The sequence below is a fragment of the Pseudomonas sputi genome (assembly GCF_021603585.1).
GTDB classification, from domain to species: domain Bacteria; phylum Pseudomonadota; class Gammaproteobacteria; order Pseudomonadales; family Pseudomonadaceae; genus Aquipseudomonas; species Aquipseudomonas sputi.
In genome coordinates, this window is the sequence record NZ_BQHI01000022.1 from 36,729 (window position 1) to 58,929 (window position 22,201).

Genomic DNA, 22,201 nt, shown 5'->3' on the forward strand with positions numbered 1-22,201 from the left:
CAAGGACCCGACAGGCGCACAGCCCAATCACACGCGGCAATAAAAAGGGAGATCCGAAGATCTCCCTTTTTGGCATCACCGCAGTGATCAGTCGAACAGACCGAAGGTCATGTAGCTGAAGATGGAACGGTCGCTGTCGCTCGACTCCGGCTCCGGCTCTTCGATCACGTCGCCGTTTTCGTCTTTAGGCTTGAGCTCGTTCGGGATCGCGTCTTTCGCGTCCTGGAACTGCTTCTGCACGTCCTGGTTGGCGCGGGTCTCTCCCGGCGGCAGCGGCGGACGGGATTCGATCAGGCCCAGCGTGGCCTTGCTCAGGAACGAACGGTTGTCGGCTTCGGCAACGCGAGGCACGAACTGGCCGTCCTGCAGGCTCGGGTGGTTCGGGTAGTTGAGCTTCAGGGTTTCCAGACTGGTGGCGGCCAGATCGTCCAGGTGCAGGCGCTGGTAGGCTTCGGTCATCACCGCCAGGCCGTCGCCGACCGATGGGGTTTCCTGGAAGTTTTCCACTACATAACGACCACGGTTGGCGGCAGCGACATAGGCCTGACGGGTCAGATAGTAGTCGGCCACGTGGATTTCGTAGGCGGCCAGCAGGTTGCGCAGATAGATCATGCGCTGCTTGGCGTCCGGCGCGTAGCGGCTGTTCGGGTAGCGGCTGGTCAGCTGGGCGAACTCGTTGTAGGAGTCGCGGGCGGCACCCGGGTCACGCTTGGTCATGTCCAGCGGCAGGAAGCGCGCCAGCAGGCCGACGTCCTGGTCGAACGAGGTCAGGCCCTTGAGGTAGTAGGCGTAATCCACGTTCGGGTGCTGCGGATGCAGACGAATGAAACGCTCGGCGGCGGACTTTGCAGCTTCCGGCTCGGCGTTCTTGTAGTTGGCATAGATCAGTTCCAGCTGCGCCTGATCGGCGTAGCGACCGAACGGATAACGCGACTCCAGAGCCTTCAGCTTGGCTGTGGCGCTGGTGTAGCTGTTGTTGTCCAGGTCCTGTTGAGCCTGCTGGTACAGCTCGGCTTCACTCAGGTTTTCGTCTACGACTTCCTTCGATGAGCAAGCAGCGGTCAATGCGAGGATGGCGATCAGCAGCAGGTGTTTCACTTGCATGGCGGCTTGCGTCCCTATGACGGCCGCTGTCTTGGGCGGGGCCGTCCTGTTATGATGAGCGCCCCGTTGAAAAGCCCCGGGGCAAAAGACGCCGTATTTAACCACAAGCGCGCAGCCGAAACCAAAGGCTGTAGCCGACGCCCAGTCCGAGCATGTCCGATAAAATTGAACTTCGCGCAGAGGTGCCGTCCGAATTGGGCGGCCAACGCCTCGATCAAGTCGCCGCCCAACTCTTCGCCGAGCACTCGCGCTCGCGCCTTTCCGCCTGGATCAAAGAAGGTCGCCTGACTGTGGACGGGGCGGTCATCCGCCCGCGCGACATCGTTCATGGCGGTGCCATCCTTGAGCTGACTGCCGAGCAGGAGGCCCAGGGTGAATGGGTCGCTCAGGACATCGAACTCGACATCGTCTATGAAGACGACGACATTCTGGTGATCAACAAGCCTGCGGGCCTGGTGGTGCACCCGGCTGCCGGTCACGCTGATGGCACCTTGCTCAACGCGTTGCTGCACCACGTCCCGGACATCATCAATGTCCCGCGTGCCGGTATCGTGCATCGTCTGGACAAGGACACCACCGGTCTGATGGTGGTGGCCAAGACCATTCAGGCGCAGACCAAACTGGTCGCGCAGTTGCAAAGCCGCAGCGTCAGCCGGATCTACGAGTGCATCGTGATCGGCGTAGTGACCGCCGGCGGCAAGATCAACGCGCCGATCGGCCGTCACGGCCAGCAGCGTCAGCGCATGGCCGTGATGGAAGGCGGCAAGCCGGCCGTCAGCCACTACCGCGTGCTGGAGCGCTTCCGTTCCCACACCCACGTACGGGTGAAGCTGGAAACCGGTCGTACTCACCAGATCCGCGTGCATATGGCGCACATCAACTTCCCGTTGGTCGGCGACCCGGCGTACGGCGGCCGTTTCCGCATTCCGCCGGCCGCGAGCCAGACCATGGTCGAATCCCTCAAGCACTTCCCGCGTCAGGCCCTGCACGCGCGGTTCCTCGAACTGGATCACCCGACCACCGGTGAGCGCATGAGCTGGGAATCGCCGTTGCCGGAAGACTTCGTCTGGCTGTTGACCCTGCTCAAGCAGGATCGCGAGGCATTCGTCGGATGAACTGGCTGACGCCGGACTGGCCCGCGCCGGCCAGCGTCAAGGCCTGTGTCACCACCCGCGAGGGCGGCGTCAGCGAGACGCCGTTCGACAGCCTCAATCTGGGCGATCATGTCGATGACCGCCCCGAGGCTGTGGCCGAAAACCGTCGACGTCTGACCGAACACTTCTCTATAAAGCCTGCCTGGCTGCAGCAAGTGCACGGGATTGCCGTGGCACATGCCGATCCGTCCGTGGTGGCCACCGCGGATGCCAGCTGGACGGCGACACCCGGTATCGCCTGTGCGGCGATGACCGCCGACTGCCTGCCGGCGCTGTTCTGCGACCGTGCCGGCACTCGCGTTGCTGCGGCGCATGCCGGTTGGCGTGGACTGGCGGCTGGCGTGCTGGAAGCCACCCTCGACAGTCTGAATGTACCCGCCGGGGATGTACTGGTCTGGCTCGGCCCGGCCATCGGCCCCCAAGCCTTTGAAGTCGGCCCGGAAGTCCGGGAAGTCTTCGTCAGTCAATTGCCCGAAGCCGAGGCAGCCTTTGTCCCGAGTCACAACGCGGGCAAGTTCATGGCTGACATCTATAAGCTGGCGCGGCTGCGTCTGGCGGTTCGTGGTGTCACCGCTGTTTATGGTGGCGGTTTCTGCACCGTGACCGATCCGCGCTTCTTTTCCTATCGCCGTGCACCTCGCACGGGTCGCTTCGCCTCCCTGGTCTGGCTTACCCGCTAAACTCTCTGATCTGCATCAACTCCCTGACGCTTGAATCTTCCAGAATCGACCGCATCTATAGCGGTATCTGGCAGGTTTCTTTATTCAGGATGGTTTTCAGGTCCGGCCTGCTCAAAAGGAAGGTGACCCATGCGTATAGACCGTTTAACCAGCAAATTGCAGTTGGCGTTGTCCGATGCCCAATCCCTGGCTGTCGGCCACGATCATCCGGCCATCGAGCCGGCGCATTTGATGCAGGCGATGCTTGAACAACAGGGTGGTTCGATCAAACCCCTGTTGATGCAGGTGGGCTTCGACGTCAACAGCTTGCGTAAAGAGCTGACCAAAGAGCTCGATCAACTACCGAAAATCCAGAACCCGACCGGCGACGTCAACATGTCCCAGGATCTGGCGCGTCTGCTCAACCAGGCCGACCGCCTGGCCCAGCAGAAGGGCGATCAGTTCATTTCCAGCGAGTTGGTGCTGCTTGCCGCGATGGACGAGAACAGCAAACTCGGCAAGTTGCTGCTCGGCCAGGGCGTGAGCAAAAAGGCCCTGGAAAACGCAATCAACAACCTGCGTGGTGGCGAGGCGGTCAATGACGCCAACCACGAGGAATCACGTCAGGCGCTGGATAAATACACCATCGACCTGACCAAGCGCGCCGAAGACGGCAAGCTTGACCCGGTGATCGGCCGTGACGATGAAATTCGTCGCACCATTCAGGTTCTGCAACGCCGCACCAAGAACAATCCGGTGCTGATCGGCGAGCCTGGCGTGGGTAAAACCGCGATTGCCGAGGGGCTGGCCCAGCGCATCATCAACGGCGAAGTGCCGGATGGGCTGCGCGGCAAGCGTCTGCTGTCCCTCGATATGGGCGCGCTGATTGCCGGTGCCAAGTATCGCGGTGAGTTCGAAGAGCGCCTGAAAGCGCTGCTCAACGAACTGTCGAAGCAAGAAGGGCAGATCATTCTGTTCATCGACGAGCTGCACACCATGGTCGGCGCCGGCAAGGGCGAAGGCTCGATGGACGCCGGCAACATGCTCAAGCCGGCACTGGCTCGTGGCGAATTGCATTGCGTCGGCGCGACCACGCTCAATGAGTACCGCCAATATATAGAGAAGGACGCAGCCCTCGAACGGCGCTTCCAGAAAGTGTTGGTGGACGAGCCGAGCGAAGAAGACACCATCGCGATCCTGCGTGGCCTCAAGGAGCGTTACGAGGTTCACCACAAGGTGGCGATTACTGACGGCGCGATCATTGCGGCGGCCAAACTCAGCCATCGCTACATCACTGACCGGCAGCTGCCGGACAAGGCGATCGACCTGATCGATGAGGCGGCCAGCCGCATCCGTATGGAGATCGACTCCAAGCCGGAAGTGCTGGATCGTCTGGAGCGGCGCCTGATTCAACTGAAGGTGGAATCCCAGGCTCTGAAGAAAGAAAGCGACGAGGCGGCGAAGAAACGTCTGGAGAAACTCCAGGAAGAAATCGATCGCCACGAGCGTGAGTACTCGGATCTGGAAGAAATCTGGAACTCGGAAAAAGCCGAGGTGCAGGGTTCTGCGCAGATTCAGCAAAAGATCGAACAGTCCCGTCAGGAGCTGGAGGCCGCGCGACGTAAAGGCGACCTGAACCGCATGGCCGAGTTGCAGTACGGGGTGATCCCGGATCTGGAGCGCAGCCTGCAAATGGTCGACCAGCACGGCAAAAGCGAGAACCAATTGCTGCGCAGCAAGGTGACCGAAGAGGAAATCGCCGAAGTCGTCTCGAAGTGGACCGGTATCCCCGTGTCGAAAATGCTCGAAGGCGAGCGCGACAAGCTGATGAAGATGGAAAGCCTGTTGCACCAACGCGTGATCGGCCAGGACGAAGCGGTGGTCGCAGTGGCCAACGCGGTGCGGCGTTCCCGCGCCGGGTTGTCCGACCCGAATCGCCCGAGCGGCTCATTCATGTTTCTCGGCCCGACCGGTGTCGGTAAAACCGAGCTGTGCAAGGCGCTGGCCGAATTCCTCTTCGATACGGAAGAGGCGATGGTGCGGATCGACATGTCCGAGTTCATGGAGAAACATTCCGTGGCGCGGCTGATCGGTGCGCCACCGGGCTACGTCGGCTACGAAGAGGGCGGTTACCTGACCGAAGCGGTACGTCGCAAGCCTTACTCGGTGATCCTGCTGGACGAAGTCGAGAAGGCGCACCCGGACGTGTTCAACATCCTGCTGCAAGTGCTGGAGGATGGCCGTCTGACCGACAGTCATGGCCGCACGGTAGACTTCCGCAATACCGTGATCGTCATGACTTCCAACCTTGGTTCGATGCAGATCCAGGAACTGGTCGGTGACCGTGAGGCGCAACGTGCGGCGGTGATGGATGCGATTTCCACCCACTTCCGTCCGGAGTTCATCAACCGGGTCGACGAAGTGGTGATCTTCGAACCATTGGCGCGGGACCAGATCGCGGGCATTACCGAGATCCAGCTGGGCCGTCTGCGCAGTCGTCTGGCCGAGCGCGAGCTGAAGCTGGAACTGAGCCCGGAAGCGATGGACAAGCTGATTGCCGTCGGTTACGACCCGGTCTATGGCGCACGGCCGCTGAAGCGGGCGATCCAGCGCTGGATCGAGAACCCGTTGGCGCAGTTGATCCTGTCGGGGCGCTTCATGCCAGGCGAGACCGCGACCGGCGTCGTGGAGAACGACGAGATCACGTTCAACTGACGTCCGACGGTGGTGTCGTCATCAAGGCCTCGCACTGCGAGGCCTTTTTTTTCGCCAGGCTGTTGAACTCAAAGGAAAAGGCTTGTAAAGTGCGCCCCGCAGTCAGTCACCAACACGGTTTCAGCTCACTGGGCGGAAATCTGAAATAAGTTGCAAATCATTAACTTGAAAGCAATTTAGGGGGTTGACAGAGGTGTTCTAGGTTGTAGAATAGCGCGCCTCAGACACACGAACGCAGCGATGCGAAAACGATGTCGAGAAGCTGCAAGTTTCACCGTAGTAAATTGAAATATGTAGTTCCGTGATAGCTCAGTCGGTAGAGCAAATGACTGTTAATCATTGGGTCCCAGGTTCGAGTCCTGGTCACGGAGCCAATTTCAAACCGGGGTATAGCGCAGTCCGGTAGCGCGCCTGCTTTGGGAGCAGGATGTCAGGAGTTCGAATCCCCTTACCCCGACCATTTTTGGGTCGTTAGCTCAGTTGGTAGAGCAGTTGGCTTTTAACCAATTGGTCGTAGGTTCGAATCCCACACGACCCACCATTTTTGAAACCAGGTAACACTGGGATCGAATCTTAAGATCAGAGGCCAAAAGCGCTGATCGAAGAAGGCGATCTTTGAAAGGTCGCCTTTTTTTTACCGGGGTATAGCGCAGTCCGGTAGCGCGCCTGCTTTGGGAGCAGGATGTCAGGAGTTCGAATCCCCTTACCCCGACCATATTAAAAATCCTCGTATCGAAAGATACGGGGATTTTTTTTGGTTCTTCGCGGAACCCTGGGAAAGCGAGCAGGCTAACCTGCTGGCGCTCAACGCCGCCATCGAAGCAGCGCGGGCCGGTGAAGCGTTGCAGACGATCACGGCGTCGGTCCATGAAATCCACGAGCGCAATCTGGTGATCGCCAGCGCCGCTGAAGAGCAGGCGCAAGTGGCGCGGGAAGTGGATCGCAATCTGGTGAACATTCGCGATCTGTCGGTGCGTTCGGCGGCGAGTGCCGATCAAACCAGCGCGTCGAGCCACGAGCTGTCGCAACTGGCCAATGCCCTGCAGGGCATGGTGCGGCGCTTCCAGTTGTAATCATGCAGGCATGAAAAAGCCGCGCTTCTCGTCAGAGAAAGCGCGGCTTTGTTTTGTCAGGCAGGCTGAAAAATCAGGCACCGTCCTGGTCTTTCAGGTGCTCGAACAGACCTTTCGGCATTTTCTTGCCGTTGGCTTCGAAGTTGGCTTTGACGTTGTTGTACGCCTCTTGCTCGTCGATGAAACCGTCGTGGTTGGTGTCGATCTTGTCGAAGTCGGACTTCGGCGCAACTTTCAGAAATTCGGCGCGCGAGACCTTGCCGTCGCCATCGGTGTCGGTCTTGGCCATCGACGCATCGCCGCATTTGCCTTCACCGCATTTGCCTTCCGGGGTTTTCACCGAGGTCTCGGCCGAAGCAACCATGTAGCCCTGGGCCAACGGTTGCGCGGCAAACACCGAGCCGGACAGCATCAGACCGCCGGCCAGTACGGCACCGACCAGGCCAAGGGAGTTCGAAGTACGGGACATTGCATTCTCCTTCGGTTGCACAGTGCAACCACACGTTAAGGGCGATCAAGCCGGAGCAGGTGTGCTCGGGTGTAGCCATTAAGCGGTGGCGGTGTATCGCGTCTGTGTCGAGGAGCGGGGCGTTTGTAAGCGAAGGTGGGTAAAGCGAGGGCAGATACAGTAGAAGACAAAACACCGTGGGAACGAGCCAGCTCGCCCCACGATATTTTTACGTCAGTGCAGCTTCAGGCGTGGCTCGGTGCCGCGTCCGATCTTGCTGCCGAGCATCAGCATTGCCGTACGGAACGGCCCATACAGCGCCATCTGGTGCATGCGGTACAGCGACACGTAAAACATCCGCGCCAGCCAGCCCTCGAGCATCACGCTGCCGGTCAGATTGCCCATCAGGTTACCCACCGCCGAGAAACGCGACAGCGAAATCAGCGAGCCGTAGTCGGTGTACTTGTACTCCGGCAGGGTCTTGCCTTCGATGCGCAGCTTCAGTGATTTGGCCAGCAACGACGCCTGCTGGTGAGCAGCCTGGGCCCGTGGTGGAACGTTGCGATCGGAGCCCGGTTGCGGGCACGCGGCGCAGTCACCGAAGGCGAAGATGTTTTCGTCGCGGGTGGTTTGCAGTGTCGGCAGCACTTGCAGCTGATTGATGCGGTTGGTTTCCAGGCCATCGATGTCCTTGAGGAACGCTGGCGCGCGGATCCCGGCGGCCCAGACTTTCAGGCTCGCCTTGATTTCGTTGCCGTCTGCGGTAATCAGGCTGTCGGCGGTGACCTGGCTGACCGAGGCGTTGGTCATCACGTTGACCCCGAGTTTCTCCAGGGTCTTGTGCACCGGCCCGCTGATGCGCTCCGGCAGGGCGGGCAGCACCCGTGGCCCGGCTTCGATCAGGGTGATGTGCATGTTTTCCGGTTTGATCCGGTCCAAACCGTAGGCGGCCAGCTCATGGGCGGCGTTGTGCAGTTCGGCTGCCAGTTCGACGCCCGTGGCGCCCGCGCCGACGATGGCCACGCTGATCTGCTGGATCGCATCGGTCTGCCCGGCGTGGGCGCGCAGATAGTGATTGAGCAGTTGCTGATGGAAGCGTTCGGCCTGCTTGCGGGTGTCGAGGAACAGGCAGTGCTGCGCGGCGCCCTGGGTGCCGAAATCGTTGGTGGTGCTGCCGACCGCGATCACCAGCGAGTCGTACGGCACTTCCCGCGCCGGGACCAGCTCCACGCCGTTTTCGTCGTAGGTGGCGGCCAGCTGGATCTTCTTCTGCTCACGATCGAGCCCGCTCATGCGCCCCAGCTGGAACTCGAAGTGGTTCCATTTGGCCTGGGCGACATAGTTGAGTTCGTCTTCGGAAGAATTCAGCGATCCGGCGGCCACTTCGTGCAACAGCGGTTTCCAGATGTGCGTGAGGTTCGCGTCGACCAGCATGATGCTGGCGGTACCGCGCTTGCCCAGGGTCTTACCCAGACGGGTAGCCAACTCCAGACCGCCGGCGCCGCCGCCGACAATGACAATACGATGGGACATAGGGATAGCTCGCAAGGTTTTTAAAGGAAATCGGTACAGCTAACCGAGCGAGCGCGATGCAGCTCATAGCGTCAGGTAACTGATTAAACGGCTCAACAGGCCCAGACCAATGGTCACTGCCAGCACCAGCACCAGGAGCATCCACGGCCGGAATGGCCGGCGCTCGACACGGTGCTGGGACAACTGCAGGTACTCTTCGACATGCTTCTGGTCTTCGGGGTTCAGGCGGCTGGTCATATGAGGCCTCGTCAGGGGTAGACGTTGCTGAATGTGAACAAGCTACAGCGGTTTTTTTAACCGGGATTGAACGCAGCATAGCCACTGTCCGGGATCGGTTCGACCGACACACGGTCCCCCAGGCGAATGATCCCGCTTTGTAACACTCGCGCGGTGATTCCGCCATGCCCGCGCACGGCCTGGAATGTTCCGGGTCCGAGATTGTTCTGCAGGCGCGCGCACGGTTGACACCAGCCCGTGGTTTCGAAAATCGCCTGGCCAATGCGAAAGCGCCGCCCCTTGAGGCTGAACAGGTTGATCCCGCTTATAACGAGATTGCGCCGCAGATCTTCAGGCCTGATCGGTTGCTCGTGGGTACGTCCCATCAATGCGCTGATCACGGCCAGGTGTTCGAACTGAATCAGCGTGACCTGTCGGGCATTACGTACACCGGGGCGGGCATGATCCCCGGTCAGTCCCGCTTCAAGGCGTGCCTCTACGGCGTCGAGCTCGATCATCGGCCCACGAGACTCAGGACGCACGCCAATCCAGCGCACGCATCCCGTTTGCGGGACATCGGCGATCAATTGTTGCAGCGGCGTCACAGGCTGATCCCGACATCGAACACGATGCTGCGCCCCAGGTTGCCGCGCAGAAAATCCGGGGCATCGGGATGGGCGAACAGCACCCGTGCGAAGGTCGGCCCGACCAGCGACAGCGAGCGCCAGCCCTGACGCAGGTATTCGGTGGGCGGTGGAAAGTGGCTGTTCAGGTCGAGCACTTCGCGTTTGAGGCTGGCGAAGGCAATGATGTCCAGCTCGCCCAGGTCCATCCCGCGTTCCTTGTAGTTGTGCGCCTTCTTGCGCAAGGTCGGTGCCAGTCTCAGCAGAAATTCATTGGCCGGAATCCGCCGCGGCTTGGCTTCACGGCGCACCAGTTGGCTGAGGGAAAACGCACTGCGCCGCCGTTGCAGCTCATCGCGCCATTCGTCGTTGAGCCGACGGCCTTCGTCAAGGACGAAGAACACCTCGAAGTTGGCGTCGCGAAACAGCACGTCCGGTGGCTCTCCGGCAGGGGCGAACTCGTCGGCGCGATAAGGAATATTCAAGCCTTGCAGCAGGCGCTGGCAAACCCAACGCTCACGCTCCCATTTGCGGGCATTGGACAGGAACGCGTTGGCTTGCTCGGCCGCGATGGTCAGCAGGCGTAAATAATCTGAGTCATCCATAGGCCCAAGCTTAGCGTTCAATTGCGACAAGCAGAAAGCGTTCGCGCGGCAAAGTGCATCAGTGGGCAGTCGGGAGGGTCGGTGTAGACTGATGGCTCCGTGTATCAACGTCGAATGAAAGGGGCTGAATGTGAAATTTCGCTGGCTGTTGTTGTTCGCTGTCGTTCCGTTATGGGCCCATGCGCTGGAAATCGGCGAGCGGCTGGCACCCTGGACGTTGCTGGATCAGTACGATCAGCCGTTTACCCTTGATAACCGCACCACGACGCTGCTGGTGGCGCGTGACATGGACGGCGCGAAACTGCTCAAGCAAGCCATGGCCGATCAGCCCAAGGGCTATCTGGAGGCGCGGCATGCGGTGTTTGTCGCCGATATCCAGCGTATGCCGGCGCTGATCGCGAAGATGTTCGCCGTACCGGCCATGCGTGACTACAGCTATCGAGTGTTGCTTGATCGCGAAAGCCGCGTGGCCTCGCGCTATCCCGGGACCGAAGGCACGGTGCTCTGGCTGCAGCTCAAGGACGGGCGCTTGCTGGCCCGGCATGAATACACCCAGGCGGCTGAACTGCGTGAGGCGCTGGAGCAGGCTCGCCCATGATCGGCGCCGAGCTGCTGTCGTCTGCGAGCCTGCTGCTGGGATGGTTGATTTACCTGCCGGTGCTGCTCTGGGCGATTGGCCGCGCGCCGTGGGTTGAGCTGTTCAGTGACAACCGCCGTCAGCACTTGCTGTTCGGCACGGTGTTCGCGTTGTTTCTGTTGTGGCTGGTGCGCAGGGATTTCGATACCGGCGTGTCTTACCACTTCATCGGCATGACGGCAGTGACGCTGCTGCTGGACTGGCCGCTGGCGATCGTCGGCGGACTGATGGCGCAACTGGGGCTGGTGCTGTTGGGACGTCAGGATCTGGTGGCCGTCGGGGTCAACGGCGCCTTGTTGATTCTGTTGCCGGTGTTGATCACCGAATGCGTGGCGATCCTGGTTGAGCGCGCACAACCGCGCAATCCGTTCGTGTACATCTTCTGTTCCGGTTTTTTCGCCGCGGCGCTGTCGGCGTTGTTGTGTCTGACGCTGAGCCTGACGTTGCTCTGGTACGACGGCCTCTTTGCCATGCCCGAATGGCTGGAAGATTTCATCGGTTACCTGTGGCTGCTGATTTTTCCCGAAGCCTTCATCAACGGCATGGTGGTCAGCGCTCTGGTGGTGTTCTGCCCGGAATGGCTGGAGACTTTCAACCGCACCCGCTACCTTTCGGCGCCGTGGAAGGACGACGATCCCAAGTCTTGATCCACATCAAATCCGCTCTGCGCGCGGCATTTCATGCTCGGCCAAATCCCTTCAGGAGCAGCGGCATGAGCGTGTACGAGTGGGCGAGGCAGGAAACCCGGCAGAGTCTGGAGATGGCGCAGGAGGTAGGATTCGATCCGGGCCTGAGCCTGCGCGCCTTGCTCAGCGCGGTGGTGCAGCAGAGCAAGGCGGTGCGCAACGCCGAAGACCTGGCCGACGAGTTGCGTTTTCTGGCGGAAAACCTCGACGACGATCAGGACTACGGCTTCATGCGGCCCTGAACAGGATCAGTGACGCGGGTCGAAATCGCCCGAAAACAGTTCGTCCTCGGCATCCGGGGCGACCGGAATCTTGTGTTCTTCCGACGCCCAGGCGCCGAGGTCGATCAGTTTGCAGCGGTCCGAGCAGAACGGACGGAATTTGTTTTCCGGGGTGAATTCCACGGGCGCGCCGCAAGTCGGGCAGTTGACGGTTGGGGTCTGGCTCATGATTGGCCTCCGGATAATGTCAGGTAAAAGTGATGCAGGCGCTCGACCTCGCTGTGCAGCCAGGCGAGGTCGCGGTCGTTGACCACCACATCGTCGGCACGGCTGACGCGGTCTTCGCGGCTGGACTGGGCCTTGAGGATCGCCTGGACCTGCTGTTCGCTGGTCTGGTCACGCTGCAAGGTGCGTTCGATCTGCAGTTGTTGCGGGGCGTCGATCACCAGGATTCGCTGGGTCATCGCGTATTGCCCCGACTCGATCAGCAGCGGTGAAACCAGAATCGCGTAAGGCGATTGTGCCAGCGCCAGGTGATGGGCGATTTCCTCAGCGATCAACGGATGCAGCAGGGCTTCGAGCCAGCGCCGTTGCTCCGGCACCTCGAAGATCAGTTTGCGCAGGGCCGCACGGTCCAGTGTGCCGTCGGCCTGCAGGACATCAGGACCGAAGTGTTCGGCGATCTTCGCCAGCGCCGGGCGGCCCGGTTCGACCACCCAGCGCGCCGCGTGATCGGCGTCCACCACGTGGACACCGAGATCGATGAAGTGCTGGGCGGCGGCGCTTTTGCCACTGCCGATGCCGCCGGTCAGGCCGAGAATCCAGGGTTTTTCCACAGGGGTATTCATTTCAAACCGACAAACTGCCAATAGAAGCCGGTTATTTGACCACCCCAGAGCAAGGCAATCCAGCCGGCAATGGCCAGATACGGGCCGAAGGGGATCGGAGACGAGGTTTTCTGGTCGCGCAGCTTGAGCAAAATCACCCCGAGCACGGCACCCACCAGCGAAGACAGCAGGATGGTCAGCGGCAGAACCTGCCAGCCGCCCCAGGCCCCGAGCAGCGCCAGCAGCTTGAAATCGCCGTGGCCGATGCCGTCCTTGCCGGTGATCAGTTTGAACAGCCAGAACACCGACCACAGCGCCATGTAGCCCAGCACCGCGCCCCACAGTGCGTCGTGCAGCGACACGAACAGCTCGAAGCTGTTGACGATCAGCCCCAGCCACAGCAGCGGCAGCACCAGCACGTCGGGCAGCAACTGATGCTCGGTGTCGATCAGGCTCATGGCCAGCAGGCCCCAGGTCAGCACGATCAGCAGGCACGCCGGCCAGCCGAAACCCAGGTGCCAGGCGATGAACGCCGAGAGCAGGCCGCAGGCCAGTTCAGTCAGCGGGTAGCCCTTGCTGATCGGTGCTCTGCAACTTGAACAGCGCCCGCGCAGGAACACGTAACTCAACACGGGAATGTTTTCCCATGCGCGGATCCGGTGGTCACAGTGCGGGCATTGAGAGTGCGGCAGCATCAGGTTGTAGGTGGGCAACGGCGCTTCACCGGGCAGTCCCAGCACATCGTGGGCCTGCTGGCGCCATTCACGCTCGAGCATTTTCGGCAGGCGCCAGATCAGCACGTTGAGAAAACTGCCGACCACCAGCCCCAGCAGCAGGGCGGTGAAGACAAAGGCCAGCGGATACAGGCTGAGGAGTTCGTCGATAGGCATGTCAGATCGCTGAGCCGAGTTGGAAGATCGGCAGGTACATCGCCACCACGAGGCCGCCGACGATCACCCCAAGCACCACCATGATGAATGGCTCCATCAGGCTGGTGAGGTTGTCGACCATGTTGTCCACCTCGTCCTCATAGAACCCCGCGACCTTGTCGAGCATCTCGTCCAGTGCGCCGGACTCTTCGCCGATGGCGGTCATCTGCACCGCCATGTTCGGAAAGATGCCGGTGGAGCGCATCGAGAAGTTCAGCTGCATGCCGGTGGAGACGTCCTGGCGGATGCGCAGCACGGCGCGCTTGAACACCACGTTGCCGGTGGCCCCGGCCACCGAGTCCAGGGCTTCCACCAACGGCACGCCGGCCGCGAAGGTGGTCGACAGGGTCCGGGCAAACCGCGCCACGGCGGACTTGTACATCAACGTGCCCACCAGCGGCAGCTTGAGAAACCAGGCATCGCGTCGGTCGCGCAAGGCCTGGGATTTTTTCAGGGCATGACGGGTGCCGAAAAAACCGGCCACCAGCACACCGAGAATCGCCCACCACCCTTGTTGCATGAATTCGGACAGGCTAATCACCATCAACGTGAAGGCCGGCAGTTCGGCACCGAAGCCGGAGAACACCGACTGGAATTGCGGTACCACCTTGACCAGCAGAATCCCGGTCACCACCGCCGCCACCAGCACCACGGCGGCCGGGTAGGTCATGGCCTTCTTGATCTTGGCCTTGAGGCTTTCGCTCTTTTCCTTGTAGGTGGCGACCCGCTCCAGCAGGGTGTCCAGGGCGCCGGACTGCTCGCCGGCATCCACCAGATTGCAGTACAACTCGTCGAAATAGTGCGGCTTCTTGCGCAGCGCGGCGGCGAAGCTGTTGCCGGCGGCCACTTCCTGTTTAACCTCGTCCACCAGCTTGCGCATGGCCGGGTTTTCGAAGCCTTCGCCAATGATGTCGAATGACTGCAACAGCGGCACGCCGGCCTTCATCATGGTCGCCATCTGCCGGGTGAACAGGGCAATGTCCTGAGCCCTGATGCGCTTGCCGAAGCTCAGCAGCGAGGCGGATTTCCTGCGCACCTTGCCCGGGTTGATGCCCTGCTTGCGCAATTGGGCCTTGATCAATGCAGGGTTCTGGCCGCTCAACTCGCCGGTCACCTTGCTGCCTTTGCGGTCCGTGCCTTCCCAGGCGTAGACGCTGATTTTTGCTGCCTTGACCGCCATGTTCAGTCCTTGGTGACCCGGTTGATTTCTTCAAGGCTGGTGATGCCTTGCATGGCCTTGATCAGGCCCGAGGTGCGCAGGTCGTTGAAGCCGTCCCGGCGCATCTGGGTATCGATTTCCAGCGAGTTGCCCTCGGCCATGATCAGCCGTTGCAGCTCGGGGGTGTTCTTCACCACTTCATAGATCCCTACGCGACCCTTGTACCCGCCGTTGCAGTGATCGCAACCGCCGGGCTCATAGATCGTGAAATGGCCGATGCGTTCCTCGGGGAAGCCTTCCTTGATCAGGGTCTCGCGGGGGATTTCGATAGGTTTCTTGCAGTGGCTGCAAAGTTTTCGCGCCAGACGCTGGGCAATGATCAGGCTCACCGAGGTCGCGATGTTGAAGCCGGGGATGCCCATGTTGTGCAGGCGGGTGAGGGTTTCTGCTGCGCTGTTGGTGTGCAGGGTGGACAGCACGAGGTGCCCGGTCTGGGCAGCCTTGATCGCGATTTCGGCGGTTTCGAGGTCGCGGATCTCGCCGACCATGATCACGTCCGGGTCCTGACGCAAGAACGAGCGCAGGGCCTGGGCGAAGTCCAATCCCTGGCGTGGATTGACGTTGACCTGGTTGATGCCTTCCATGTTGATCTCCACCGGGTCTTCGGCAGTGGAAATATTGATGTCGACGGTATTGAGGATGTTCAGCCCGGTGTACAGCGACACGGTCTTGCCCGAGCCGGTGGGGCCGGTCACCAGAATCATGCCTTGCGGCTGTTTGAGGGCTGCCATGTACAGGTCTTTCTGTTCCGGCTCGTAGCCGAGGGCATCAATGCCGATCTGGGCACTGGACGGGTCGAGGATCCGAATCACCACTTTCTCGCCCCAGAGGGTGGGCAGGGTGTTGACCCGGAAATCGATCGACTTGCTCTTCGACAGACGCATCTTGATCCGCCCGTCCTGAGGTTTTCGCCGTTCTGAAATGTCGAGGCTGGCCATCACTTTCAGGCGCGCGGCAATGCGCCCGGCGAGCTGAATCGGCGGCTTGGCCACTTCCCGCAGAATGCCGTCGGTGCGCACCCGCACCCGGTAGTGCTTTTCGTAAGGCTCGAAGTGCAGGTCGGACGAGCCGCTCTTGATCGCGTCCAGCAGCATCTTGTGCACGAAACGCACTACCGGGGCATCGTCGGCGTCCATCCCGCCGAGCGTGTCCTGTTTGCTGTCGTCGACCGTTTCGATGTCGAGCCCGTCGAGATCAACATCGGCCATCTCCTCCAGTCCGGTGGCATGGGTGTCGAAGAACTTTTCGATGGCGTCGGTGAGCTTGTCGTCCTCGACCAGAATGGCTTCGGTGCTCAGCCCGGTGCTGAACTGAATGTCATTGATCGCCTGATGATTGCTCGGATCGGAAATCCCCACGAACAGTTTGTTGCCGCGTCGCCAGAGGGGCAGGGCGTGGTGCTGGCGCACCAGTTTTTCGCTGACCAGGCCCTTGGGCTGGGTTTCCTTGTCGAGGCAGTTGAGGTCGAGAAATGCCATGCCGAAATGCTCCGAGGCAATCTCGGCGACCTGCCAGCTCTTCACCAGTTTGTTCTGCACCAGGTAACTGACCAGCGACAGACGATTGCGCTGCGCCTGTTGCCAGGCTTGCTGGGCACTCTTTTCCGTGAGCAATTCGGCCTGGACCAGTTGTTTGGCCAGGCCGCTCAGAGCGATGTCATTCATGGGGGTTCCACGTGCTTGCCGTTCATGACTTATAGCCTAGTCAAGTGACAGCGCCACACACGCGCAGTGCAGGTGACAAAAAGTGTCAGATAGTGCGGCTACGGGTTGTAGGAATTGGCACGTCAGCCGGATGGCGTCCAGTGGGCCGGGCCTTCAACGGCTTGGCACGGGCTGTGCTGAGTCCTGTTCAGATCATGAGATTCCGACTCATGCATGGAGCGTGTCTATGAATAAACAACAGGGTTTCACTCTGATCGAGCTGCTGATCGTTGTGGCGATCATCGGTATTCTCGCGACGGTGGCGCTGCCGCAGTATTCCAAATACCAGGCGCGGTCGAAGGTGACGGCGGGGTTGGCGGAGATATCGGCGATGAAGGTGCCGTATGAGGATGTCATCAATTCCGGTACTGCCCCCACTACAGCCAATACCGGACCTGGCGGTGCTGCCGCTACCAGTAACTGCACGTTGGCCGTTACTGGTACAGCATCGACTGGCGCTGGGACAATCGTGTGCACATTGGTCAACGCGCCCGCACCCGTGCTGAGTAAGACCATTACTCTGACCCGTGACGCGACCACGGGCTGGACTTGCACCAGTACCGCCGCGCAGGAGTACCTGCCCAAACAATGCACGGGCGCTTGATCCAATCACTGTGACACCGCGCCCCGCCGAACCGGCGGGGCTTTTTTGCACGAAAAATCTACGGGAATCATGGCCTTAAGCCGCCAGCTACAGTCTGCAAGTTGCATGCAGTTAAATCACTGGTCATGCAATTTGCATGATTCCGAAAAATCATATATTTCATAAGTAATTGATTTATATGGATTTATTTTGTGTTTCAAAGTTGGCACAGCGTTCGCAACTACCTGAGTAACCCTGCTGACAAGACAACCAGCAGACTTTCCAGAAAAACAGGAGTTACTCGTATGAAGAAGTTCGCTATCACTGCCGCTGCTGCTACCGCGCTGACCCTGACCATGGCTTCGGGTGCATTTGCTCAATCGACTCAGACCTCTCAGGCGCCAATGACCCTGGCTGCCGGTGAAGTCACCCAAGCGAAAGAAGCGACCTCCGATACCTGGATCACTACCAAAGTGAAAGCGGATCTGGTCACCGAAAAAGGTATCCCAGGCACTGATATCAAAGTTGAAACCAACAAAGGCGTCGTTTCCCTGTCTTCCACTGTTGCAGTGACAGAGGCGCAGAAAACCACCGCCGTTGCCATCGCCAAGAAAATCAAAGGCGTGAAAGCGGTCTCCGCTGACGGCCTGAAAGCCGAGTAAGGCAAGGCTTCTCGCCTGGACCGGGAGAAGACGCGACAGGCGGGCCGAGCAATATGTCTGCCGCACTTTAGAGTTCATGCGACCGGCCACACGGAATGTGGCCATTGCAGGCCCCGGCACATGTGTCGGGGCCTGTTTTATTTCAGGGGCAGAAAAGCGGGGAAGTCAGTTGCCGCGCTTGCTGTTGATCTGTCTCAGGCGATTGCCTTCAAAGCGCAGGTACTGGTACATACCGTTGCTCGGGCCGTAGGTCCATTCCTCGACCTGAAACTCTTCACGACGGTTGGCGCTGCGCTTGTAACCGAGCAGATCGCGACTGACCGGCTCGCCACATTTTTGCAGCACCTCGCTGGCGCGATCGCCGAGGCTCACCAGTTGGCTGCCGCAGCGCAGGGTATCGGACGCCGCAGCCTGGCTGGCGATCAGCGTCAGCCCCAGTGCAGTCAGCCACTTGCTGTTCATCACTCGGCATCCAGATGCATTTGCGTTACCACCCGGCCGTCGCTTTCTGCTTCGCCGAGGTTGGCGTCAATGAAGTACACGCGATCGTCGGCCAGTTGGCCCTTGTCCACCAGATAGTCCTTGATGCTGCTGGCACGGTCCTGACCGAGCTGGCGCAGCAGCACGTCGCTGGAACTCCAGAACTTGATCACGTCCGCACGCATTTTCGCCGTGCGTTCTTCCTTGCCCAGATCCTTCCATTCGGCCGGTGGCTGGGTTTTCAGACGCGTGCGGTAAATGCCTTCAAGCAAGGGACCTTTTTCGCCCTCCGGCACCTCAATCAACGAGGCCTGAGCCGGTACCTTGTCGCCACGTCGCTGGAGCATCTTGTAGTAGTTGTACTGGTATTCACGTTCCAGGCGTTGTTCGGCGAGCAACGGGCCGTCGCTGCTTTTTGCCGCAGTGCCTTCGATTTCCAGGCGCAGGGCCGGACGCTCCTTCAGCGCTTGCGACAGTTTCACCAGCGCCGCTTCGGCGTCTTTGCTCAGGTCGCTGGAACCTGGTGCAAAGGACACGGTGCCGAGGTCTTCGGAGCCGCCACCGCTGACCAGACCGCCAATCAGTTTGAACGGTGCGGCGGCAGCCTTGACGATCAGGTTGCGCAGGGTTTGCCAGACGATCGGCATCACGCTGAATTGCGGGTTGTTCAGGTCGCCGGTCACCGGCAGCTCGATGGAAATCTTGCCGTCGACGTCCTTGAGCAGGGCGATCGCCAGTTTCAGCGGCAGGCTCACGGCATCCGGGCTGTCGACTTTCTCACCCAGTTGCAGCTGTTCGACCACCACTTTGTTCTCGGCCTTGAGCTGGCCTTTGGTGATCAGGTAATGCAGGTCGAGGTTGAGCCGGCCCTTGCGGATCCGGTAGCCGGCGAACTTGCCGGAGTAGGGCGTCAGGGTGGTCAGCTCGACTCGTTTGAAGCTGGTGGCGATGTCAAGACTGGCCATCGGGTCGAACGGATTGACTGCGCCCTTGATGGTCACCGGCGCATAGCGGTCGACCTTGCCCTTGATGTCGACGCTGGCCGGTTTCGCCTGACGGCTGTCGATGGTGCCGATCTGGCCGTTGAGCTGCTGAACGGCGGTGGCGAAGTTCGGGGTCAGGCTGAAGTCGGCGAAGTTGGCCGAGCCGTCGTTGATCGCGATGCCACCGATGTGAATGCCCAGCGGTTTGTCCTGGCTCGCCGGTTTCGTCGCGGCGGTCTTAGTCCCGGAATCGGCCGGCTGCGGGATCAGCAGGTCGTCGATGTTGGTGGTGCGGTCATCGTTGATCATGAATCGTGCATACGGCTGGAACAGGTTGACCCTGTCGATCGACAGGCTGTCGCCGTGCTGATAGTTCAGGCCTTCGACCACCACTTGCTGCCACTTGAGGAAGTCGCGGGTTTTCAGAGTGTCGAGGGTATGCAACTGATCGATCTGAGCACGACCGGTGACGCTGAGGGCCAGCGGGTCAGTGCTTTTCAGGTTCACTTTCAGGTCGCTGCCGAGCATGCCGCTGCGCAATTCAAGGCGAATGAACGGATTGATGTAGGACTGCGCGACCCGCAGGTCGATGTCCTGGGTTTTCACGTTGAGCTGTGCGGTGACCGGGGCCAGGTTGACCACGCCGTCGGCGCTGATCTTGCCTTGCTTGCCCAGGCCGGTGTCGAGCCTGAGGTTGAAGGGCGAGCCGTTGAGGCTGTCGAAATTTTGCAGGTCGACGTTCAGCGGCGTGACATCCAGGGTGACTTCCGGCTTCGCCGAGCGATCGGCCAGATGCACTTTGTAGTCACGCAGTTGCACGTCCTTGACCAACACTTGCCAGGGCTTGCTTGGTGCGGTGGGCTCCGGCTTCGGCGAGTCTGCGGCGGCCGGGGTGTCTTTCGGTTCCGCCGCAGCCTTGGCGGCAGGTTTGGACGGCTGACTGGCGAACAGTTTTTGCCAGTCCAGTTGTCCGTCCGCTTCCAGTGCTGCCCAGGTTTCCAGTTTCTGGCTGCGGATCTTGCCGATCACCACTTGCTGTTTGGCCAGGTCCACCGTGGTGTCGCTGACGTCGAGGCGTTCAAGCTTCGCCAGTGGACGTCCGTCCGGCGCCTTGATGGCGAACGGCGCGATGTTGACCGCCACGTTGCTCAGCAGTAATTCGGTTTCCTTGGACAGGTTGAGCTTGTAGTCGGTACTCAGGCTGACGACGCCGTTTTCCAGCACCAACGGCACGGCGTCGCGTACGTAGGGCCAGAAGGCTTTCATCTTGCCATCGGTGATCTTGAGGGTGCCTTCGGAGGCGATCGGAACCAGGCTGAAGTTGCCTTTCCAGTCGATCTGCCCACCGGCCGGGCCGATCGCGACGAGGGTCATGTCGGCGTTGTCTTCGGGCAGGGTGCTGAGGTTTTTCAGCTCGAAATCGAGCTTGTCGTAAACGAATTCGATCGGCTCGCTCGGGCGCGCGTCCACGAAATGCAGGTTGCCGCCGGCCAGCTGGATCCGGTCGATGCGCAGCGGGAACGGTTTGGCGTCGGGATCGGCAGGGGTTGGTTCGCTGGCGGGGAGCTTGAACAGGCCAAGGAGGTTGAGCTGGCCGTCCTTGGCAAACAGGATCTCGGTCTTGGATTTTTCCAGTTCGATGTCGGACAGGTGCAGGGCTTTGGTCCACAGGCTGTCGAGTTGCAGGTTGGCGTATAACCGTTCGAAGCCGACCTGTTCCTTGCCCGGCTCGCCGATCACCAGACCCCACAGCGTGACTTCAAGGCTGAACGGGTTGAGTTCGATGCGTTGCAGATGCGCGGGGACCGTGGCGTAGTTGGCCAGTTGCTGGTTGGCCACCCTGAGTGCAATGCCCGGCAGGATCAGGAACCCCAGCAGGCTGTAGAGGGCCAGAGCAGTCAACAGGGCGCCAATCGCGCGAATCAATCCTTTGGGCATGTGCGGCTTCATCTGTCTGAATCGGAGTGCCTTGGAGTATGGCACGCGATTCCGGTTCCGAAGCAAATGCCGATGCTCAGGATTGTTCAGATTTTTCCGTGGGAAATTTCCTGCACCGCTTTTAAAGCTGGAGGATCAGGGTCTTCAGCGGCGGTTGTTGATCCCGCGAAGGGAAGTCGGCACCTGGGGTCATCACGCTCCATTCACGCACCGGCCGGCCGGCTTTTTCTGCGCAGCGCAGCACCTGTTCGCGCCAGTCATCCATGCTGACTTTCGCCAGGTTATTGCAGCAGATCAGCACGCCGTTCTCGGCGGTGGTCAGCAGCGCGGGCTTGAGCAGGCTTTGATAATCGCGCAGCAGATCGACGGTGCCGAACGCGCTCTTGGCCCACGCCGGTGGGTCGAGCAGCACCAGATCGTATTGGCGCTGTTCGAGGCGTTGATAGCTCGGCAGTTTCTGCCCGCGACGCTGGCTGATCGGCAGGCCGGCCAGTTGGCGGATGGCCGGGAAGTAATCGGACTGGATGAATTCCATGCTCGGCAGGTGCGGGTTGAGCTGACCGTTCTCGCGACCGACCGCCAGATTGCCCTCGGCGAAATCCAGGTTGCACACCTCGCTTGCACCGCCAGCGGCTGCGCTGAGACCGACGCCGCAGGTGTAGGCGAACAGGTTGAGCACACGTTTACCCTTGGCGTGATCCTTGACCCAGCCGCGGGTGTTGCGCAGGTCGAGGAACAGCAGCGGATCCTGTCCGGCATGACGGCCACGTACACGATAATTCAGGCCCCATTCGTGGCCGATCAGATCGGCCAGTGCTGCGTCGTCGGCGCGGTAGACGCTGTCTTCACGGTCGATCCGCGAATTGCCACGGGAGCGGTCGTTGTAGACCAGCAGCGTTTCCAGGCCCAGGGTCTGGTTGACCATGGCGTGCAGTTGCAGCAGGTCTTCACGCGCCAGGGTCTGATGAAAGCTTTGCACCATCAGTTGCGGGCCATAGCGGTCGATGGTCAGGCCGCCGGCGCCTTCCTGGCTGCCGTGGAACAGCCGGTAGCAGTCAGTGCCCTGGCGGTGCAGCTCGGCGAGCAGATCCTGGCGTTGGTCGAGGGCGGCGCGCAGCGCCAGGTTCAAGGAAGACATGCGGGCGCCTTGCTGGAGGGAATCGGGGCGCGGGAGTTTAGCAGCAACTTGGCGGCAAGCGGCGA

At 60.6% G+C, this 22,201-nt stretch carries 23 protein-coding genes and 4 tRNA genes; 13 read left to right on the forward strand and 14 right to left on the reverse strand.

The window, feature by feature from the left end:
* Nucleotides 1-87 precede the first annotated feature (87 nt).
* Complete coding sequence (locus tag L6D81_RS22925; protein ID WP_039771681.1) at nucleotides 88-1,104, reverse strand: outer membrane protein assembly factor BamD; 1,017 nt, start codon at nucleotides 1,102-1,104, stop codon at nucleotides 88-90.
* A 152-nt stretch (nucleotides 1,105-1,256) separates the two neighbouring features.
* Between L6D81_RS22925 and rluD the strand changes: the two genes are divergently transcribed.
* The 8 genes from rluD (at nucleotide 1,257) to L6D81_RS22965 (ending at nucleotide 6,705) form a co-directional block, all read left to right on the forward strand.
* On the forward strand, nucleotides 1,257-2,219 hold the full coding sequence (rluD, locus tag L6D81_RS22930) for a 23S rRNA pseudouridine(1911/1915/1917) synthase RluD (protein ID WP_236182041.1): 963 nt from the start codon (nucleotides 1,257-1,259) through the stop codon (nucleotides 2,217-2,219).
* Nucleotides 2,216-2,938 carry a peptidoglycan editing factor PgeF gene (pgeF, locus tag L6D81_RS22935; protein WP_236182042.1) on the forward strand — a complete coding sequence of 241 codons (723 nt, stop codon included), beginning with the start codon at nucleotides 2,216-2,218 and terminating at the stop codon, nucleotides 2,936-2,938. The genes rluD and pgeF overlap by 4 nt, the downstream gene beginning before the upstream one ends.
* A 129-nt stretch (nucleotides 2,939-3,067) precedes the next feature.
* On the forward strand, nucleotides 3,068-5,632 hold the full coding sequence (gene clpB / locus L6D81_RS22940; RefSeq protein WP_236182043.1) for an ATP-dependent chaperone ClpB: 2,565 nt from the start codon (nucleotides 3,068-3,070) through the stop codon (nucleotides 5,630-5,632).
* 298 nt (nucleotides 5,633-5,930) lie between these two features.
* Nucleotides 5,931-6,006: transfer RNA gene (locus L6D81_RS22945), tRNA-Asn, on the forward strand.
* 9 nt (nucleotides 6,007-6,015) lie between these two features.
* Nucleotides 6,016-6,092 (forward strand) — tRNA-Pro (locus tag L6D81_RS22950).
* A 5-nt stretch (nucleotides 6,093-6,097) separates the two neighbouring features.
* A tRNA-Lys gene (locus tag L6D81_RS22955) sits at nucleotides 6,098-6,173 on the forward strand.
* A 97-nt stretch (nucleotides 6,174-6,270) separates the two neighbouring features.
* Nucleotides 6,271-6,347, forward strand: a tRNA-Pro gene (locus L6D81_RS22960).
* A 127-nt stretch (nucleotides 6,348-6,474) separates the two neighbouring features.
* Nucleotides 6,475-6,705 carry a hypothetical protein gene (locus L6D81_RS22965; RefSeq protein WP_236182044.1) on the forward strand — a complete coding sequence of 77 codons (231 nt, stop codon included), beginning with the start codon at nucleotides 6,475-6,477 and terminating at the stop codon, nucleotides 6,703-6,705.
* A 73-nt stretch (nucleotides 6,706-6,778) separates the two neighbouring features.
* Here the strand turns inward: L6D81_RS22965 and L6D81_RS22970 are convergent, their stop codons facing one another.
* The 5 genes from L6D81_RS22970 to L6D81_RS22990 form a co-directional block, all read right to left on the reverse strand.
* Complete coding sequence (locus L6D81_RS22970) at nucleotides 6,779-7,174, reverse strand: HvfA family oxazolone/thioamide-modified RiPP metallophore (protein ID WP_236182045.1); 396 nt, start codon at nucleotides 7,172-7,174, stop codon at nucleotides 6,779-6,781.
* Nucleotides 7,175-7,387: 213 nt separating this feature from the next.
* Nucleotides 7,388-8,686: an NAD(P)/FAD-dependent oxidoreductase gene (locus L6D81_RS22975; protein WP_236182046.1), complete on the reverse strand. Its 1,299-nt coding sequence runs from the start codon at nucleotides 8,684-8,686 to the stop codon at nucleotides 7,388-7,390.
* Between the two features lie 63 nt (nucleotides 8,687-8,749).
* On the reverse strand, nucleotides 8,750-8,923 hold the full coding sequence (locus tag L6D81_RS22980; protein ID WP_003228304.1) for a DUF3094 family protein: 174 nt from the start codon (nucleotides 8,921-8,923) through the stop codon (nucleotides 8,750-8,752).
* 56 nt (nucleotides 8,924-8,979) lie between these two features.
* On the reverse strand, nucleotides 8,980-9,507 hold the full coding sequence (locus tag L6D81_RS22985; protein WP_236182047.1) for an MOSC domain-containing protein: 528 nt from the start codon (nucleotides 9,505-9,507) through the stop codon (nucleotides 8,980-8,982).
* The gene (locus L6D81_RS22990) at nucleotides 9,504-10,130 is read right to left on the reverse strand and encodes a DUF1780 domain-containing protein (RefSeq protein ID WP_007959580.1); all 627 of its coding nucleotides are present in this window, start codon (nucleotides 10,128-10,130) and stop codon (nucleotides 9,504-9,506) included. Before L6D81_RS22990 ends, L6D81_RS22985 begins: the two co-directional genes overlap by 4 nt.
* 130 nt (nucleotides 10,131-10,260) lie before the next feature.
* On the opposite strand from L6D81_RS22990, the gene L6D81_RS22995 reads away from it, so the two are divergent.
* The 3 genes from L6D81_RS22995 (at nucleotide 10,261) to L6D81_RS23005 (ending at nucleotide 11,695) form a co-directional block, all read left to right on the forward strand.
* Complete coding sequence (locus tag L6D81_RS22995) at nucleotides 10,261-10,728, forward strand: FAD/FMN-containing dehydrogenase (RefSeq protein ID WP_236182048.1); 468 nt, start codon at nucleotides 10,261-10,263, stop codon at nucleotides 10,726-10,728.
* Nucleotides 10,725-11,414: an energy-coupling factor ABC transporter permease gene (locus L6D81_RS23000; RefSeq protein WP_236182049.1), complete on the forward strand. Its 690-nt coding sequence runs from the start codon at nucleotides 10,725-10,727 to the stop codon at nucleotides 11,412-11,414. The genes L6D81_RS22995 and L6D81_RS23000 overlap by 4 nt, the downstream gene beginning before the upstream one ends.
* Before the next feature lie 65 nt (nucleotides 11,415-11,479).
* A complete protein-coding gene (locus tag L6D81_RS23005) occupies nucleotides 11,480-11,695 on the forward strand; it encodes a hypothetical protein (RefSeq protein WP_007959584.1) in 216 nt (71 codons plus the stop codon).
* A 6-nt stretch (nucleotides 11,696-11,701) separates the two neighbouring features.
* On the opposite strand, the gene yacG is transcribed toward L6D81_RS23005, so the two are convergent.
* From yacG to pilB, 5 genes are read right to left on the reverse strand one after another with little or no spacing between them, the layout of a single operon-like run.
* Nucleotides 11,702-11,902 (reverse strand): DNA gyrase inhibitor YacG, encoded by a 201-nt coding sequence (yacG, locus tag L6D81_RS23010; RefSeq protein ID WP_039771664.1) that lies wholly within the window; start codon nucleotides 11,900-11,902, stop codon nucleotides 11,702-11,704.
* Nucleotides 11,899-12,522, reverse strand: a complete 624-nt coding sequence (coaE, locus tag L6D81_RS23015; protein WP_207983964.1) for a dephospho-CoA kinase — start codon at nucleotides 12,520-12,522, stop codon at nucleotides 11,899-11,901. Before coaE ends, yacG begins: the two co-directional genes overlap by 4 nt.
* Nucleotides 12,519-13,391 (reverse strand): prepilin peptidase, encoded by an 873-nt coding sequence (locus L6D81_RS23020; RefSeq protein ID WP_236182050.1) that lies wholly within the window; start codon nucleotides 13,389-13,391, stop codon nucleotides 12,519-12,521. The genes coaE and L6D81_RS23020 overlap by 4 nt, the downstream gene beginning before the upstream one ends.
* A gap of 1 nt (nucleotide 13,392) precedes the next feature.
* Nucleotides 13,393-14,610, reverse strand: coding sequence for a type II secretion system F family protein (locus L6D81_RS23025; RefSeq protein ID WP_236182051.1), 1,218 nt, complete (start codon nucleotides 14,608-14,610; stop codon nucleotides 13,393-13,395).
* A 2-nt stretch (nucleotides 14,611-14,612) separates the two neighbouring features.
* A complete protein-coding gene (gene pilB, locus L6D81_RS23030) occupies nucleotides 14,613-16,313 on the reverse strand; it encodes a type IV-A pilus assembly ATPase PilB (RefSeq protein WP_236182052.1) in 1,701 nt (566 codons plus the stop codon).
* Nucleotides 16,314-16,539: 226 nt separating this feature from the next.
* Between pilB and L6D81_RS23035 the strand changes: the two genes are divergently transcribed.
* Together L6D81_RS23035 and L6D81_RS23040 are read left to right on the forward strand one after the other, a co-directional pair.
* Nucleotides 16,540-16,956 (forward strand): pilin, encoded by a 417-nt coding sequence (locus L6D81_RS23035; RefSeq protein ID WP_236182053.1) that lies wholly within the window; start codon nucleotides 16,540-16,542, stop codon nucleotides 16,954-16,956.
* A gap of 284 nt (nucleotides 16,957-17,240) precedes the next feature.
* Entirely contained in the window at nucleotides 17,241-17,597 is a 357-nt protein-coding gene (locus L6D81_RS23040) for a BON domain-containing protein (protein ID WP_236182054.1), read from the forward strand.
* A gap of 165 nt (nucleotides 17,598-17,762) precedes the next feature.
* On the opposite strand, the gene L6D81_RS23045 is transcribed toward L6D81_RS23040, so the two are convergent.
* The 3 genes from L6D81_RS23045 to L6D81_RS23055 all read right to left on the reverse strand — a co-directional run bounded on the left by L6D81_RS23045 (nucleotide 17,763) and on the right by L6D81_RS23055 (nucleotide 22,136).
* A complete protein-coding gene (locus L6D81_RS23045) occupies nucleotides 17,763-18,059 on the reverse strand; it encodes a DUF2845 domain-containing protein (RefSeq protein WP_236182055.1) in 297 nt (98 codons plus the stop codon).
* Nucleotides 18,059-21,010, reverse strand: coding sequence for a DUF748 domain-containing protein (locus tag L6D81_RS23050; RefSeq protein ID WP_236182056.1), 2,952 nt, complete (start codon nucleotides 21,008-21,010; stop codon nucleotides 18,059-18,061). Before L6D81_RS23050 ends, L6D81_RS23045 begins: the two co-directional genes overlap by 1 nt.
* A gap of 109 nt (nucleotides 21,011-21,119) precedes the next feature.
* Complete coding sequence (locus tag L6D81_RS23055; protein ID WP_236182057.1) at nucleotides 21,120-22,136, reverse strand: class I SAM-dependent rRNA methyltransferase; 1,017 nt, start codon at nucleotides 22,134-22,136, stop codon at nucleotides 21,120-21,122.
* Nucleotides 22,137-22,201: the final 65 nt, after the last annotated feature.

Coding starts and splice junctions, on each gene's coding strand:
- L6D81_RS22925 (WP_039771681.1), bottom strand. CDS start 1,104: ATGCAAGTGAAACACCTGCTGCTGATCGCCATCCTCGCATTGACCGCT.
- rluD (WP_236182041.1), top strand. CDS start 1,257: ATGTCCGATAAAATTGAACTTCGCGCAGAGGTGCCGTCCGAATTGGGC.
- pgeF (WP_236182042.1), top strand. CDS start 2,216: ATGAACTGGCTGACGCCGGACTGGCCCGCGCCGGCCAGCGTCAAGGCC.
- clpB (WP_236182043.1), top strand. CDS start 3,068: ATGCGTATAGACCGTTTAACCAGCAAATTGCAGTTGGCGTTGTCCGAT.
- L6D81_RS22970 (WP_236182045.1), bottom strand. CDS start 7,174: ATGTCCCGTACTTCGAACTCCCTTGGCCTGGTCGGTGCCGTACTGGCC.
- L6D81_RS22975 (WP_236182046.1), bottom strand. CDS start 8,686: ATGTCCCATCGTATTGTCATTGTCGGCGGCGGCGCCGGCGGTCTGGAG.
- L6D81_RS22980 (WP_003228304.1), bottom strand. CDS start 8,923: ATGACCAGCCGCCTGAACCCCGAAGACCAGAAGCATGTCGAAGAGTAC.
- L6D81_RS22990 (WP_007959580.1), bottom strand. CDS start 10,130: ATGGATGACTCAGATTATTTACGCCTGCTGACCATCGCGGCCGAGCAA.
- L6D81_RS23000 (WP_236182049.1), top strand. CDS start 10,725: ATGATCGGCGCCGAGCTGCTGTCGTCTGCGAGCCTGCTGCTGGGATGG.
- L6D81_RS23005 (WP_007959584.1), top strand. CDS start 11,480: ATGAGCGTGTACGAGTGGGCGAGGCAGGAAACCCGGCAGAGTCTGGAG.
- yacG (WP_039771664.1), bottom strand. CDS start 11,902: ATGAGCCAGACCCCAACCGTCAACTGCCCGACTTGCGGCGCGCCCGTG.
- coaE (WP_207983964.1), bottom strand. CDS start 12,522: ATGAATACCCCTGTGGAAAAACCCTGGATTCTCGGCCTGACCGGCGGC.
- L6D81_RS23020 (WP_236182050.1), bottom strand. CDS start 13,391: ATGCCTATCGACGAACTCCTCAGCCTGTATCCGCTGGCCTTTGTCTTC.
- L6D81_RS23025 (WP_236182051.1), bottom strand. CDS start 14,610: ATGGCGGTCAAGGCAGCAAAAATCAGCGTCTACGCCTGGGAAGGCACG.
- pilB (WP_236182052.1), bottom strand. CDS start 16,313: ATGAATGACATCGCTCTGAGCGGCCTGGCCAAACAACTGGTCCAGGCC.
- L6D81_RS23035 (WP_236182053.1), top strand. CDS start 16,540: ATGAATAAACAACAGGGTTTCACTCTGATCGAGCTGCTGATCGTTGTG.
- L6D81_RS23040 (WP_236182054.1), top strand. CDS start 17,241: ATGAAGAAGTTCGCTATCACTGCCGCTGCTGCTACCGCGCTGACCCTG.
- L6D81_RS23045 (WP_236182055.1), bottom strand. CDS start 18,059: ATGAACAGCAAGTGGCTGACTGCACTGGGGCTGACGCTGATCGCCAGC.
- L6D81_RS23050 (WP_236182056.1), bottom strand. CDS start 21,010: ATGAAGCCGCACATGCCCAAAGGATTGATTCGCGCGATTGGCGCCCTG.
- L6D81_RS23055 (WP_236182057.1), bottom strand. CDS start 22,136: ATGTCTTCCTTGAACCTGGCGCTGCGCGCCGCCCTCGACCAACGCCAG.